Below are 13,330 nucleotides of genomic sequence, written 5' to 3'. Positions count from 1 at the left end.
CCCCGGCGAACAGCACCGACGAGACGACGCGAGGACGACAGTGGCTACCAAAACCGGTGTAGACCTGGCCAAGGTCCGCAACATCGGGATCATGGCCCATATCGACGCGGGCAAGACCACGACGACCGAGCGCATCCTCTACTACACGGGGATGAGCTACAAGATCGGCGAGGTCCACGACGGCGCCGCCACCATGGACTGGATGGAGCAGGAACAGGAGCGGGGGATCACCATCACCTCCGCCGCCACCACCTGCGAGTGGCCCGTCGACGAGGTCAAGCACACCATCAACATCATCGACACCCCGGGCCACGTCGACTTCACCGTCGAGGTGGAGCGCAACCTGCGGGTGCTCGACGGTGCGGTCGCGGTGTTCGACGGCGTCGCCGGTGTGGAGCCCCAGTCCGAGACCGTGTGGCGTCAGGCCGACCGGTACGGCGTCCCCCGCATGTGCTTCGTCAACAAGCTCGACCGGGTCGGCGCGGAGTTCCACCGCTGCGTCGACATGATCGAGAGCCGGCTCAACGCGACCCCGCTCGCGCTGCAGCTGCCGATCGGCGCCGAGGCCGACTTCAAGGGCGTCATCGACCTCGTGACGATGAAGGCCCTCGTCTGGAACGAAGAGGCCAAGCTCGGCGAGATGTACGACGTCGTCGACATCCCCGACACGCACGTCGAGACGGCTCGCGAGTACCACGACAAGATGGTCGAGACGCTCGCCGAGAACGACGACGACATCATGGAGCTGTACCTGGAGGGCGAGGAGCCCACGGTCGAGCAGCTCTACGCGGGCATCCGCCGCGCGACGATCGCCGCGAAGCTCACCCCGGTGCTGTGCGGCACGGCGTTCAAGAACAAGGGCGTGCAGCCGCTGCTGGACGCGATCGTCCGCTACCTGCCCTCCCCGCTGGACGTCGAGGCCATCGAGGGCCACGCCGTCCGGGACGAGGAGAAGGCGCTCGCCCGCAAGCCGAGCGAGGACGAGCCGTTCTCCGCGCTCGCGTTCAAGATCATGAGCGACCCGCACCTGGGCAAGCTCACCTTCGTGCGCGTCTACTCGGGCGTCATGGAGTCCGGCGCGAACGTGATGAACTCCGTCAAGGAGCGCAAGGAGCGCATCGGCAAGATCTACCGGATGCACGCCAACAAGCGCACCGAGATCGAGCGTGCGGGCGCCGGTGACATCGTCGCGGTGATGGGGCTCAAGCAGACCACCACCGGCGAGACGCTGTGCGACGACAAGAACCCGATCGTGCTGGAGTCGATGAACTTCCCGGCACCGGTCATCCACGTCGCGATCGAGCCGAAGACCAAGGCCGACCAGCAGAAGCTGGGCACCGCGATCCAGCGGCTCGCCGAGGAAGACCCGTCCTTCACGGTCCGCACCGACGAAGACACGGGCCAGACCGTGATCTCCGGCATGGGCGAGCTCCACCTGGAGATCCTCGTCGACCGGATGAAGCGCGAGTTCAAGGTCGACGCCAACGTCGGCAAGCCGCAGGTCGCCTACCGGGAGACGATCACCCGCAAGGTCCAGAAGGTCGAGTACACCCACAAGAAGCAGACGGGTGGCTCCGGCCAGTTCGGCCGCGTGATCATCGACCTGGAGCCGCTCGGCGGCGGGTCGGACGGCTACGAGTTCGAGAACAAGGTCACCGGTGGCCGCATCCCGCGGGAGTACATCCCGTCGGTCGACGCGGGCTGCCAGGAGGCCGCCGAGTTCGGTGTCCTCGCCGGCTACCCGATGGTCGGCGTCAAGGTCACCCTGCAGGACGGCGCCTACCACGAGGTCGACTCCTCGGAGATGGCGTTCAAGGTCGCCGGTTCCATGGCGTTCAAGGAGGCCGCCCGCAAGGCGTCCCCCACGCTGCTGGAGCCGATGATGGCGGTCGAGGTCACCACGCCCGAGGACAACATGGGCGACGTGATCGGCGACCTCAACAGCCGCCGAGGTCAGGTCCAGTCCATGGACGAGCGGCACGGCATGCGCGTCATCAAGGCGCTCGTTCCGCTGTCCGAGATGTTCGGCTACGTGGGTGATCTGCGCAGCAAGACCCAGGGCCGGGCTGTCTTCACGATGCAGTTCGACTCCTACGCCGAGGTTCCGTCGAACGTCGCCCAGGAGATCATCGCCAAGGCACGGGGCGAGTAATAACCCGGCCTGCCCCAACACAGATCACCAGAACGCACATCGAAACGGTCGTCGAGGACGGCCGAGGATCGCAAGCAAGGAGCAACCAGTGGCGAAGGCCAAGTTCGAGCGGACGAAGCCGCACGTGAACATCGGCACCATTGGACACATCGACCACGGTAAGACGACGCTTACCGCGGCGATCACCAAGGTGCTCCACGACAAGTACCCGGACCTCAACCCCTTCACGCCGTTCGACGAGATCGACAAGGCGCCGGAGGAGCGCGAGCGCGGTATCACCATCTCCATCGCGCACGTCGAGTACCAGACCGAGGCCCGGCACTACGCGCACGTGGACTGCCCCGGTCACGCGGACTACATCAAGAACATGATCACCGGTGCGGCGCAGATGGACGGCGCCATCCTGGTGGTCGCCGCCACCGACGGCCCGATGCCGCAGACCAAGGAGCACGTGCTCCTCGCCCGCCAGGTCGGCGTGCCCTACATCGTCGTCGCGCTGAACAAGTGCGACATGGTGGACGACGAGGAGATCCTGGAGCTCGTCGAGCTCGAGGTCCGCGAGCTGCTCACCGAGTACGAGTTCCCGGGTGACGACGTCCCGGTCGTCCGCGTCTCCGCCTTCCAGGCGCTGCAGGGCGACGAGAAGTGGGCGGCGACGATCGGCGAGCTCATGGACGCCGTCGACGAGAACGTGCCGGAGCCGGTGCGTGACGTCGAGAAGCCGTTCCTGATGCCGATCGAGGACGTCTTCTCGATCACCGGCCGCGGCACCGTCGTGACCGGCCGCGTCGAGCGCGGTGTCGTGAACGTCAACGAGACCGTCGACATCATCGGCATCAAGAACGAGAAGACCACGACGACCGTCACCGGCGTCGAGATGTTCCGCAAGCTCCTCGACCAGGGCCAGGCGGGCGACAACGTCGGCCTGCTCCTGCGCGGTGTGAAGCGCGAGGACGTCGAGCGCGGCCAGTGTGTCATCAAGCCGGGCACCACGACCCCGCACACCGAGTTCGAGGCGCAGGTCTACATCCTGTCCAAGGACGAGGGCGGCCGCCACACGCCGTTCTTCAACAACTACCGTCCGCAGTTCTACTTCCGGACCACCGACGTGACCGGCGTGGTGCACCTCCCCGAGGGCACCGAGATGGTCATGCCGAGCGACAACACCGAGATGCGCGTCGAGCTGATCCAGCCCGTCGCCATGGAGGAGGGCCTGAAGTTCGCCATCCGCGAGGGTGGCCGGACGGTCGGCTCGGGTCGCGTCATCAAGGTCATCAAGTAACACCCCGTCGTAGCAGCGGCGGCCCGGCCGCCAAGGCAGGGCCGCCGCTCCTACGCCACCAGAAGTATCCAGCGGCACTTGAGTGGTTTTCCTCCGGCGTTCGGCAGAGGCCGAAAAAGTCGAACGAACCGAGGAGGAAAATTACTCACTACAGCAAAGGACACCGAGGCCACCATGGCGGGACAGAAGATCCGCATCCGGCTCAAGGCCTACGACCACGAGGTCATCGACACCTCCGCGAAGAAGATCGTAGAGACGGTGACGCGGACGGGCGCCAAGGTCGCGGGCCCGGTGCCGCTGCCGACCGAGAAGAACGTGTACTGCGTCATCCGCTCGCCGCACAAGTACAAGGACAGCCGCGAGCACTTCGAGATGCGCACGCACAAGCGGTTGATCGACATCATCGACCCGACGCCGAAGACGGTCGACTCGCTCATGCGGCTCGACCTTCCCGCCGGCGTCGACATCGAGATCAAGCTCTGAGGGACGCACCGACATGAGTACGCAGAGGAAGGGCGTCCTGGGCGAGAAGCTCGGCATGACCCAGGTCTTCGACGATGAGGGCCGGATCGTTCCGGTGACCGTCGTCCAGGCCGGGCCGTGTGTCGTCACGCAGCTCAAGAGCCAGGAGAAGGACGGCTACGCCGCCGTCCAGATCGGGTTCGGGCAGATCGACCCGCGCAAGGTGAACAAGCCGCGCGGGGGTCACTTCGAGAAGGCCGGCGTCACGCCGCGCCGCTACCTCGTCGAACTGCGCTCCGACGACACCACCGGGTACGAACTCGGCCAGGAGATCACCGCCGACGTCTTCGAGGCCGGCCAGAAGATCGACGTGACCGGCACGAGCAAGGGCAAGGGCACCGCCGGTGTCATGAAGCGCCACGGGTTCAAGGGCCTCGGCGCCTCGCACGGCACCCAGCGCAAGCACCGCTCGCCGGGTTCGATCGGCGGCTGCGCGACCCCTGGTCGCGTCTTCAAGGGCCTCCGCATGGCGGGGCGGCACGGCAACGCCCGCACCACCGTGCAGAACCTGACCGTCCACGCCATCGACGCCGAGAAGAACCTGCTGCTGATCAAGGGCGCGGTTCCCGGCCCCAACGGCGGCGTGGTCCTGGTCCGCGACGCGACGAAGGGGACGGGCAAGTGACCGCCAAGCTCGACATCGACCTGCCCGCCGAGGTCTTCGACGCGAAGACCAACATCCCGCTGATCCACCAGGTCGTGGTGGCTCAGGAGGCGGCGGCCCGGCAGGGCACGCACTCCACCAAGACGCGCGGCGACGTGCGCGGCGGTGGCCGCAAGCCGTACCGGCAGAAGGGCACCGGACGCGCCCGCCAGGGCTCGACCCGCGCGCCCCAGTTCGCCGGCGGCGGCATCGTGCACGGCCCCCAGCCGCGCGACTACACCCAGAAGACGCCCAAGAAGATGAAGGCGGCGGCGCTTCGCGGCGCCCTGTCCGACCGCGCCCGGCACGACCGGGTGCACGTGGTCGACGGCCTGATCGAGGGCGACACCCCGAAGACGAAGACGGCGCTGAAGGCGCTGCGCGAGGTCACCGAGGCCAAGCGCGTTCTCGTGGTCGTCGACCGCGAGGACGAGCTGACCTGGCGGAGCCTGCGCAACGAGCCTGCCGTGCACGTGCTCGTCTCCGACCAGCTCAACACCTACGACGTGCTGGTGAACGATGACGTCGTCTTCACGAAGGCGGCGTACGACGAGTTCATCTCGCGTGCGGCGAAGAAGTAAGGAGGGTCGCACATGGAGAAGATCGCCGACCCCCGCGACGTCATCATCGCGCCGGTCGTCTCGGAGAAGAGCTACGGGCTGCTCGACGAGAACAAGTACACGTTCGTCGTCCGCCCGGACGCCAACAAGACCCAGATCAAGCAGGCGGTCGAGGCGGTGTTCGGCGTCAAGGTGACGAGCGTGAACACGCTCAACCGCCAGGGCAAGCGCAAGCGCACCCGGTTCGGCTACGGCAAGCGCAAGGACACCAAGCGCGCCATCGTCAGCCTGGCCGAGGGCGAGCGGATCGACATCTTCGGCGGCCCGGCCTAACCGGCCCGGGTCCCGAAGCAGACAAGGGATGAACGAATAAGATGGGCATCCGTAACTACAAGCCGACGACTCCGGGTCGTCGCGGCTCCAGCGTGGCCGACTTCGTCGAGATCACGCGCACCGAGCCCGAGAAGTCGCTGCTGCGTCCGCTCCCCAAGAAGGGCGGCCGCAACAACCACGGCCGCATCACCACCCGGCACCAGGGCGGTGGCCACAAGCGCGCCTACCGGATCATCGACTTCCGGCGGCACGACAAGGACGGCGTCCCGGCGAAGGTCGCGCACATCGAGTACGACCCGAACCGCACCGCCCGGATCGCGCTGCTGCACTACGTGGACGGCGAGAAGCGCTACATCCTCGCCCCGCGCGGCCTGAAGCAGGGCGACCGGGTCGAGAACGGGCCGGGCGCGGACATCAAGCCGGGCAACTGCCTCCCGCTGCGCAACATCCCGACCGGTACCGTCATCCACGCCATCGAGCTGCGGCCCGGCGGCGGCGCCAAGATCGCCCGCAGCGCGGGCGCGGGCGTCCAGCTGCTGGCCAAGGAGGGCAAGTACGCCACGCTGCGCATGCCCTCCGGCGAGATGCGGATGGTGGACGTGCGCTGCCGCGCCACGGTCGGCGAGGTCGGCAACGCCGAGCAGTCGAACATCAACTGGGGCAAGGCCGGCCGCATGCGGTGGAAGGGCAAGCGCCCGACCGTCCGCGGCGTGGCCATGAACCCGATCGACCACCCGCACGGTGGTGGTGAGGGCAAGACCTCCGGTGGCCGGCACCCGGTGAACCCGGCCGGTAAGAAGGAAGGCCGCACTCGCCAGGCGAACAAGTCGAGCGACCGGCTGATCGTCCGTCGTCGCAGCAAGAAGAAGCGGTAGGAGTCGCTCGTCATGCCACGTAGCCTTAAGAAGGGCCCGTTCGTGGACGACCACCTCATGAAGAAGGTGGACGACCAGAACGAGAAGGGCACCAAGAACGTCATCAAGACGTGGTCGCGGCGCTCCATGATCGTGCCGGACATGATCGGTCACACGATCGCCGTGCACGACGGCCGCAAGCACGTCCCGGTGTTCATCACCGACTCCATGGTGGGGCACAAGCTCGGCGAGTTCGCGCCGACGCGCACGTTCCGCAGCCATGTCAAGGAAGACCGCCGCAGCCGTCGCGGCTGAGCAGGCCAGCAGAGAGAGGGAAAGCGATGGAAGCCAGGGCCCAGGCGCGGTTCATCCGCGTCACGCCCAGGAAGGCCCGCCGCGTGGTGGACCTCATCCGCGGCCTCCCGGCCGCGGAGGCTCAGGCGGTGCTGCGGTTCGCCCCCCAGGCTGCGAGTGAGCCGGTGGGCAAGGTGCTGGCGAGCGCCATCGCCAACGCCGAGCACAACTTCAAGCTCGACACCGACACGCTCGTCGTCAGCCGGGCGTACGTGGACGAGGGGCCGACGCTGAAGCGTTTCCGTCCCCGCGCCCAGGGCCGGGCTTACCGCATCAACAAGCGCACGAGCCACATCACCGTGGTCGTGGAGTCGCGGGACGAAGCTTCGTCCGCGTCCGGCGGCGGTAAGAAGACGAGGAGGGCCCGGTAGTGGGTCAGAAGATCAACCCGCACGGGTTCCGGCTCGGCATCACCACCGACCACAAGTCCGTGTGGTTCGCCGACAAGCTCTACAAGGACTACGTCAAGGAAGACGTCCAGATCCGGCGCATGCTGCAGAAGGGCATGGACCGGGCGGGCATCTCCAAGGTGGAGATCGAGCGGACCCGTGACCGTGTCGAGGTCAACATCCACACCGCCCGGCCGGGCATCGTCATCGGCCGCCGCGGCGCGGAGGCCGAGCGCCTGCGCGGCGACCTGGAGAAGCTGACCGGCAAGCAGGTCAGGCTGAACATCCTCGAGGTCAAGAACCCCGAGATCGACGCGCAGCTCGTCGCGCAGGGCGTGGCCGAGCAGCTGTCGAGCCGGGTCGCGTTCCGCCGCGCCATGCGCAAGGCGATCCAGTCCGCGATGAAGTCGGGCGCCAAGGGCATCAAGGTGCAGTGCGGCGGCCGTCTCGGCGGCGCCGAGATGTCGCGGTCGGAGTTCTACCGCGAGGGCCAGGTCCCGCTGCACACGCTCCGCGCCGAGATCGACTACGGCTTCTACGAGGCCCGGACGACGTTCGGCCGCATCGGCGTCAAGGTGTGGATCTACAAGGGCGAGGCCGCGGCGACGCGCGCCGAGCGCGAGCAGAAGGCCGCGCAGCAGCGCGCCGCGGGCGGCGGCGGTGGCCGTGAGCGCCGCGGTGGCGGCGGCGGTGGCGGCGAGCGCCGTGGCGGTGGCCGCGGTGGTCGTGGCGGCCGCGGCGGTGCCGGTGGCGGCGAGCGCGGCGGCGCCGGTGGCGAGCGCGCGCCCAAGCAGCAGCAGAGTTCCGAGCAGCAGGCGCCGGCCGCCGAGGCTGCTCCGCAGGGTGAGGGGAGCTGACAACCGATGCTGATCCCTCGCAAGGTCAAGCACCGCAAGCAGCACCACCCGAAGCGCCGCGGCATGGCCAAGGGCGGCACGAGGGTGGTGTTCGGGGAGTACGGCATCCAGGCCGTCGAGCCCGCCTACGTGACGAACCGGCAGATCGAGGCCGCGCGTATCGCGATGACCCGGCACATCAAGCGTGGCGGCAAGGTCTGGATCAACATCTTCCCGGACCGTCCGCTGACCAAGAAGCCCGCCGAGACCCGCATGGGCTCCGGCAAGGGCTCCGTGGAGTGGTGGGTCGCCAACGTGAAGCCGGGCCGCGTGCTGTTCGAGATCTCCTACCCGAACGAGCAGATCGCTCGGGAGGCGCTCACCCGCGCGATCCACAAGCTGCCGATGAAGTGCAAGATCGTGAAGCGAGAGGTGGGTGAGTCCTGATGGCCAAGGGTCTTACCGCTGACGATCTGCGGACCGAGCCCGACGACGTCCTGGTCGCCAAGCTCAAGGAGGCCAAGGAGGAGCTGTTCAACCTCCGCTTCCAGGCCGCCACCGGCCAGCTTGAGAGCCACGGGCGGCTCCGCGAGGTCAAGCGCGAGATCGCCCGCATCTACACCGTGCGGCGGGAGCGTGAGCTCGGCATCGTCACGGTCGAGGACGCCGCGGAGGAGGGCGAATGACCGAGCAGCAGACCGAGCAGTCCGCCGGGCAGCGGAACAGCCGCAAGATCCTTGAGGGTCTGGTGGTGAGCGACAAGATGGACAAGACCGTGGTCGTGTCCGTCGAGGACCGCGTGAAGCACGCCAAGTACCACAAGGTGATCCGGCGGACGAAGAACTACAAGGCGCACGACGAGGCCAACGAGTGTGGCGTCGGCGACCGCGTCCGTCTCATGGAGACCCGCCCGCTGTCGGCCACCAAGCGGTGGCGCGTGGTGGAGATCCTCGAGAAGGCCAAGTAATTACTGGTTCCACCAGGCTGCCGCCCCTTTCGCGGCAGAACCGGTGTGACGAACAGGAGTTGACGTGATCCAGCAGGAGTCGCGACTCAAGGTCGCCGACAACACGGGTGCGAAGGAGATCCTTTGCATCCGCGTTCTCGGCGGCTCGGGCCGGCGCTACGCGGGAGTCGGCGACATCATCGTCGCGACGGTGAAGGACGCCCTTCCCGGCGCGGGCGTGAAGAAGGGCGACGTCGTCAAGGCGGTCGTCGTGCGCACCCGCAAGGAGCGCCGGCGCCCGGACGGCTCCTACATCCGCTTCGACGAGAACGCCGCAGTGCTCATCAAGGACGGCGGCGACCCCCGCGGCACCCGAATCTTCGGCCCGGTGGGCCGCGAACTGCGCGAGAAGAAGTTCATGCGCATCATCTCGCTCGCGCCGGAGGTGCTCTGATGAAGATCCGCAAGGGCGACGAGGTCATCGTCCTCGCCGGCAAGGACAAGGGCGCGACCGGCAAGGTCCTGCGCACCATCCCCCGCGAGGAGCGGGTGGTCGTCGAGGGCGTCAACCTCATCACCAAGAACATCAAGGCCGACGCGCAGCGGGCCGGCAAGGAGAGCGGCCGAGTCACGGTCGAGGCGCCGCTGCACGTCAGCAACGTCGCGATCGTGGAGGACGGCAAGCCGGTCCGGGTCGGATACCGCATCGACGAGAACGAGGACGGGACCACGACCAAGGTCCGGATCTCGCGACGCAGCGGTAAGGAGATCTGAGACCGATGACCGACACCGTCACCGAGACGCAGACCGACGCGCGTCCCGTGCCGCCGCCGCGGCTCAAGGTCCGCTACCGCGAGGAGATCGCGGGGCAGATGCGGGAGCAGTTCGGCTACGCCAACGTCATGCAGATCCCCACCCTCACCAAGATCGTGGTGAACATGGGGGTCGGCGACGCGGCCAAGGACGCCAAGCTGATCGAGGGCGCGATCCGCGACCTGTCGCTGATCACCGGCCAGAAGCCGGCCGTGAACCGGGCCCGCAAGTCCATCGCGCAGTTCAAGCTGCGCGAGGGCATGCCGATCGGCGCGCACGCCACGCTGCGCGGCGACCGCATGTGGGAGTTCCTGGACCGGCTGCTCGCGACGGCGCTGCCCCGCATCCGCGACTTCCGCGGCCTGTCGCCGAAGCAGTTCGACGGCAACGGCAACTACACGTTCGGGCTGACCGAGCAGGTCATGTTCCACGAGGTCGACCCCGACAAGGTCGACCGGCAGCGCGGCATGGACATCACGGTCGTGACGACCGCGAAGACCGACGACGAGGGCCGGGCGCTGCTGAGGCTCCTCGGTTTCCCGTTCAAGGAGAACTGACCACATGGCGAAGAAGTCGATGATCGCCAAGGCGGCGCGGAAGCCGAAGTTCGGCGTCCGTGCGTACACTCGATGCTCGCGCTGCGGGCGTCCGCGCTCCGTCTACCGGAAGTTCGGCCTGTGCCGCGTGTGCTTCCGGGAGATGGCCCACCGCGGCGAGCTGCCCGGCATCACGAAGTCCAGCTGGTGACCGCGTCCCGGGGCGCGGCCCCGGGATGCCGGGGAACCGGCCAGAAAATGACCGACCGGGCGTCCGCGAGGACGCCCACGACCGCGCCGAAGGTCCACGGGCGCACCCGTCTGAGGAAACCGCGGCGAGGGAGGGCCAGTAGGCCATGACGATGACCGACCCGATCGCAGACATGCTGACGCGTCTGCGGAACGCGAATTCGGCATACCACGACCAGGTGGCGATGCCGTACTCGAAGATCAAGGCGCACATCGCCGAGATCCTCCAGCAGGAGGGCTACATCTCGGGCTGGAGCGTGGAGGACGCCGAGGTCGGCAAGAAGCTCAACATCGAGCTCAAGTTCGGGCCGACGCGGGAGCGTTCGATCGCCGGTATCAAGCGCGTCTCGAAGCCGGGTCTGCGCGTGTACGCGAAGAAGGACAACCTGCCGAAGGTTCTGGGCGGGCTGGGCGTCGCGATCATCTCGACGTCCTCCGGCCTGATGACAGACCGGCAGGCGGGCAAGCGCGGCGTGGGCGGCGAAGTCCTCGCCTACGTGTGGTGAGGGGGGTACTGACCAATGTCTCGAATCGGACGTAGCCCCATCGCCGTGCCCGGCAACGTCGAGGTCAAGCTCGACGGCCGGGAGGTCACCGTCAAGGGGCCGAAGGGCACCCTGTCGCACACGGTCGCCGAGCCCATCGAGGTCAAGCAGGAGGACGGCAAGATCGTCGTCTCCCGGCCGAACGACCTCAACAAGGTGCGCGGCCTGCACGGGCTCACTCGGACGCTGATCAACAACATGGTCGTCGGGGTCACCGACGGCTACAAGAAGACCCTGGTCATCCAGGGCGTCGGCTACCGCGTGGTGGCGAAGGGCAAGAACCTGGAGTTCTCGCTCGGGTACAGCCACCCGATCACCGTCGAGCCGCCCGAGGGCATCAGCTTCACGGTGGAGCGCCCGACCCAGCTGATCGTCGAGGGCATCGACAAGCAGAAGGTCGGCGAGGTCGCCGCGAACATCCGCAAGCTGCGCAAGCCCGACCCGTACAAGGGCAAGGGCGTGCGGTACGAGGGCGAGCAGATCCGCCGCAAGGTCGGAAAGGCTGGTAAGTAGTCATGGCAGGCACCAAGACCCTGGCCGGAAAGGCCACGTCGGCGCGGGCCAAGTCCCGCAAGCGCCGGCACCTCCGGGTCCGCAAGAAGGTCCTCGGCACCGCCGAGCGTCCTCGCCTGGTCGTGACCCGTTCCAGCCGGCACGTGTTCGTCCAGGTCATCGACGACGACAAGGGCCACACGCTGGCCAGCGCGTCCACCATGGAGGCGGACCTGCGCGCCGACGCCGGCGACAAGACCGCCAAGTCCCGCAAGGTCGGCGAGCTCGTCGCCCGGCGGGCCCAGGACGCGGGTGTCGCCGCGGTCGTGTTCGACCGGGGCGGCAACAAGTACCACGGCCGCATCGCCGCCGTCGCGGACGGTGCGCGCGAGGGGGGCCTCCAGCTGTGATGGCCCTTAACCAGAACGAGAGGAACCACTGATGGCAGCGCAGAGGCGTGGCGGCGGTCAGGGTGGCGACCGTCGCGATCGCCGCGACGACCGCCGCGGTGGCGCCGACAAGGGCCAGTCGTACATCGAGAAGGTCGTGGCGATCAACCGTGTCGCCAAGGTCGTCAAGGGCGGGCGTCGCTTCAGCTTCACCGCCCTGGTGATCGTCGGTGACGGCAACGGCACCGTCGGCGTCGGCTACGGCAAGGCCAAGGAGGTGCCCGCGGCGATCGCCAAGGGCGTCGAGGAGGCCAAGAAGCACTTCTTCAAGGTCCCGCGGATCCAGGGCACCATCCCGCACCTGGTGCAGGCGCGGGACGCGGCGGGCGAGGTCCTGCTGCGTCCGGCGAGCCCCGGTACCGGCGTGATCGCGGGTGGCCCGGTGCGCGCCGTGCTGGAGTGCGCCGGCATCCACGACGTGCTGAGCAAGTCGCTGGGCAGCGACAACGCGATCAACATCGTGCACGCGACGATCGCGGGCCTGAAGGCGCTGAAGCGTCCCGAGGAGATCGCGGCCAAGCGCGGTCTGCCGATCGAGGACGTCGCCCCGGCCGCGATGCTGCGGGCCCGTGCCGCGGGCAGCGAGCCCAGGGCGGAGGCCGCGGCGTCATGAGCCAGCTGAAGATCACCCAGACCAAGTCGGTGATCAGCGAGAAGCAGAACCAGCGTGCCACGCTGCGCACCCTCGGCCTGAAGAAGATCGGGCAGAGCGTGGTCCGCGAGGACCGCCCCGAGGTGCTCGGCATGATCCGGACGGTGGCGCACCTGGTCACCGTCGAGGAGGTCGACTGAGATGGCTGATCTCTCCAAGGACGCCCCCGAGGCGGAGGGCACTCCGCTGAAGGTGCACGACCTGCGTCCCGCCCCGGGCGCGAACCGCAAGAAGACCCGCAAGGGCCGCGGCGAAGCGTCCAAGGGCAAGACGGCGGGCCGCGGCACCAAGGGCACCAAGGCCCGCAGCACCGTGCCCGTCGGGTTCGAGGGCGGCCAGATGCCGCTGATCCGCCGGGTGCCGAAGCTCAAGGGCTTCAAGAACCCGAACCGGGTCGAGTACCAGGTCGTGAACCTGGACAAGCTCGCCGCGCTCTACCCCGAGGGCGGCGAGGTCACGGCGGACGACCTGGCGGCCAGGGGCGCGGTGCGCCGCAACCGGCCGGTCAAGGTCCTCGGCACCGGCGAGATCTCCGTCGCGGTTCAGGTGAGGGTGCACGCCTTCTCCGGCGCCGCGAAGGAAAAGATCGCTGCGGCCGGCGGATCCGCCGACGAGCTGTAAGAAGGACCACGTCAGATGCCGGGGCCGTTCTCGCCAAGCGCCCGGGGCCGCAAGGCCGCCGGGTTCGGTGGGACGGCCCCGGTCGCATCTGCTGTTAGAGTC

23 protein-coding genes are annotated in these 13,330 nt (G+C 68.1%); all 23 read left to right on the top strand.

Annotated elements, in window-relative coordinates:
- The first annotated feature begins 40 nt into the window (after positions 1 to 40).
- The 23 genes from fusA to rplO all read left to right on the top strand — a co-directional run bounded on the left by fusA (position 41) and on the right by rplO (position 13,228).
- Entirely contained in the window at positions 41 to 2,152 is a 2,112-nt protein-coding gene (gene fusA / locus ACH34S_RS05340) for an elongation factor G (protein WP_395951219.1), read from the top strand.
- 88 nt (positions 2,153 to 2,240) lie between these two features.
- Positions 2,241 to 3,434, top strand: a complete 1,194-nt coding sequence (gene tuf, locus ACH34S_RS05335; RefSeq protein WP_395951218.1) for an elongation factor Tu — start codon at positions 2,241 to 2,243, stop codon at positions 3,432 to 3,434.
- Positions 3,435 to 3,608: 174 nt separating this feature from the next.
- A complete protein-coding gene (gene rpsJ, locus ACH34S_RS05330; protein ID WP_018657599.1) occupies positions 3,609 to 3,917 on the top strand; it encodes a 30S ribosomal protein S10 in 309 nt (102 codons plus the stop codon).
- Between the two features lie 13 nt (positions 3,918 to 3,930).
- On the top strand, positions 3,931 to 4,581 hold the full coding sequence (gene rplC / locus ACH34S_RS05325) for a 50S ribosomal protein L3 (RefSeq protein WP_395951217.1): 651 nt from the start codon (positions 3,931 to 3,933) through the stop codon (positions 4,579 to 4,581).
- Positions 4,578 to 5,180 carry a 50S ribosomal protein L4 gene (gene rplD, locus ACH34S_RS05320; RefSeq protein WP_395951216.1) on the top strand — a complete coding sequence of 201 codons (603 nt, stop codon included), beginning with the start codon at positions 4,578 to 4,580 and terminating at the stop codon, positions 5,178 to 5,180. The genes rplC and rplD overlap by 4 nt, the downstream gene beginning before the upstream one ends.
- Before the next feature lie 12 nt (positions 5,181 to 5,192).
- The gene (gene rplW, locus ACH34S_RS05315) at positions 5,193 to 5,492 is read left to right on the top strand and encodes a 50S ribosomal protein L23 (RefSeq protein WP_395951215.1); all 300 of its coding nucleotides are present in this window, start codon (positions 5,193 to 5,195) and stop codon (positions 5,490 to 5,492) included.
- Positions 5,493 to 5,533: 41 nt separating this feature from the next.
- Positions 5,534 to 6,367, top strand: a complete 834-nt coding sequence (gene rplB, locus ACH34S_RS05310; RefSeq protein ID WP_395951214.1) for a 50S ribosomal protein L2 — start codon at positions 5,534 to 5,536, stop codon at positions 6,365 to 6,367.
- 12 nt (positions 6,368 to 6,379) lie between these two features.
- On the top strand, positions 6,380 to 6,661 hold the full coding sequence (gene rpsS, locus ACH34S_RS05305) for a 30S ribosomal protein S19 (RefSeq protein ID WP_131963170.1): 282 nt from the start codon (positions 6,380 to 6,382) through the stop codon (positions 6,659 to 6,661).
- Positions 6,662 to 6,687: 26 nt separating this feature from the next.
- Positions 6,688 to 7,071 (top strand): 50S ribosomal protein L22, encoded by a 384-nt coding sequence (rplV, locus tag ACH34S_RS05300; protein WP_131963169.1) that lies wholly within the window; start codon positions 6,688 to 6,690, stop codon positions 7,069 to 7,071.
- Positions 7,071 to 7,946 carry a 30S ribosomal protein S3 gene (gene rpsC, locus ACH34S_RS05295; RefSeq protein ID WP_395951213.1) on the top strand — a complete coding sequence of 292 codons (876 nt, stop codon included), beginning with the start codon at positions 7,071 to 7,073 and terminating at the stop codon, positions 7,944 to 7,946. The genes rplV and rpsC overlap by 1 nt, the downstream gene beginning before the upstream one ends.
- 6 nt (positions 7,947 to 7,952) lie before the next feature.
- On the top strand, positions 7,953 to 8,372 hold the full coding sequence (rplP, locus tag ACH34S_RS05290) for a 50S ribosomal protein L16 (protein WP_395951212.1): 420 nt from the start codon (positions 7,953 to 7,955) through the stop codon (positions 8,370 to 8,372).
- On the top strand, positions 8,372 to 8,611 hold the full coding sequence (gene rpmC / locus ACH34S_RS05285) for a 50S ribosomal protein L29 (RefSeq protein WP_395951211.1): 240 nt from the start codon (positions 8,372 to 8,374) through the stop codon (positions 8,609 to 8,611). The genes rplP and rpmC overlap by 1 nt, the downstream gene beginning before the upstream one ends.
- Positions 8,608 to 8,892, top strand: coding sequence for a 30S ribosomal protein S17 (rpsQ, locus tag ACH34S_RS05280; RefSeq protein WP_395951210.1), 285 nt, complete (start codon positions 8,608 to 8,610; stop codon positions 8,890 to 8,892). Before rpmC ends, rpsQ begins: the two co-directional genes overlap by 4 nt.
- A gap of 64 nt (positions 8,893 to 8,956) precedes the next feature.
- Positions 8,957 to 9,325, top strand: coding sequence for a 50S ribosomal protein L14 (rplN, locus tag ACH34S_RS05275; RefSeq protein ID WP_021596728.1), 369 nt, complete (start codon positions 8,957 to 8,959; stop codon positions 9,323 to 9,325).
- Positions 9,325 to 9,645: a 50S ribosomal protein L24 gene (rplX, locus tag ACH34S_RS05270; RefSeq protein WP_395951209.1), complete on the top strand. Its 321-nt coding sequence runs from the start codon at positions 9,325 to 9,327 to the stop codon at positions 9,643 to 9,645. The genes rplN and rplX overlap by 1 nt, the downstream gene beginning before the upstream one ends.
- A 5-nt stretch (positions 9,646 to 9,650) precedes the next feature.
- The gene (gene rplE / locus ACH34S_RS05265; RefSeq protein WP_132169037.1) at positions 9,651 to 10,241 is read left to right on the top strand and encodes a 50S ribosomal protein L5; all 591 of its coding nucleotides are present in this window, start codon (positions 9,651 to 9,653) and stop codon (positions 10,239 to 10,241) included.
- Between the two features lie 4 nt (positions 10,242 to 10,245).
- Complete coding sequence (locus tag ACH34S_RS05260) at positions 10,246 to 10,431, top strand: type Z 30S ribosomal protein S14 (protein ID WP_131963156.1); 186 nt, start codon at positions 10,246 to 10,248, stop codon at positions 10,429 to 10,431.
- 145 nt (positions 10,432 to 10,576) lie between these two features.
- The gene (rpsH, locus tag ACH34S_RS05255; protein ID WP_067454634.1) at positions 10,577 to 10,975 is read left to right on the top strand and encodes a 30S ribosomal protein S8; all 399 of its coding nucleotides are present in this window, start codon (positions 10,577 to 10,579) and stop codon (positions 10,973 to 10,975) included.
- A gap of 15 nt (positions 10,976 to 10,990) precedes the next feature.
- Positions 10,991 to 11,527 (top strand): 50S ribosomal protein L6, encoded by a 537-nt coding sequence (gene rplF / locus ACH34S_RS05250; protein ID WP_395951208.1) that lies wholly within the window; start codon positions 10,991 to 10,993, stop codon positions 11,525 to 11,527.
- Positions 11,528 to 11,529: 2 nt separating this feature from the next.
- Positions 11,530 to 11,916, top strand: a complete 387-nt coding sequence (gene rplR, locus ACH34S_RS05245; RefSeq protein WP_395951207.1) for a 50S ribosomal protein L18 — start codon at positions 11,530 to 11,532, stop codon at positions 11,914 to 11,916.
- Between the two features lie 31 nt (positions 11,917 to 11,947).
- Positions 11,948 to 12,568 carry a 30S ribosomal protein S5 gene (rpsE, locus tag ACH34S_RS05240; protein WP_021596721.1) on the top strand — a complete coding sequence of 207 codons (621 nt, stop codon included), beginning with the start codon at positions 11,948 to 11,950 and terminating at the stop codon, positions 12,566 to 12,568.
- Positions 12,565 to 12,747: a 50S ribosomal protein L30 gene (rpmD, locus tag ACH34S_RS05235; protein ID WP_395951206.1), complete on the top strand. Its 183-nt coding sequence runs from the start codon at positions 12,565 to 12,567 to the stop codon at positions 12,745 to 12,747. Before rpsE ends, rpmD begins: the two co-directional genes overlap by 4 nt.
- A gap of 1 nt (position 12,748) precedes the next feature.
- Positions 12,749 to 13,228 (top strand): 50S ribosomal protein L15, encoded by a 480-nt coding sequence (gene rplO, locus ACH34S_RS05230; RefSeq protein WP_395951205.1) that lies wholly within the window; start codon positions 12,749 to 12,751, stop codon positions 13,226 to 13,228.
- Positions 13,229 to 13,330: the final 102 nt, after the last annotated feature.

Source organism: Actinomadura sp. 3N508 (assembly GCF_044326375.1).
GTDB lineage: Bacteria > Actinomycetota > Actinomycetes > Streptosporangiales > Streptosporangiaceae > Spirillospora.
Note: the sequence above shows the minus strand (reverse complement) of the source record. Positions and strands in the feature narration are given on the sequence as shown.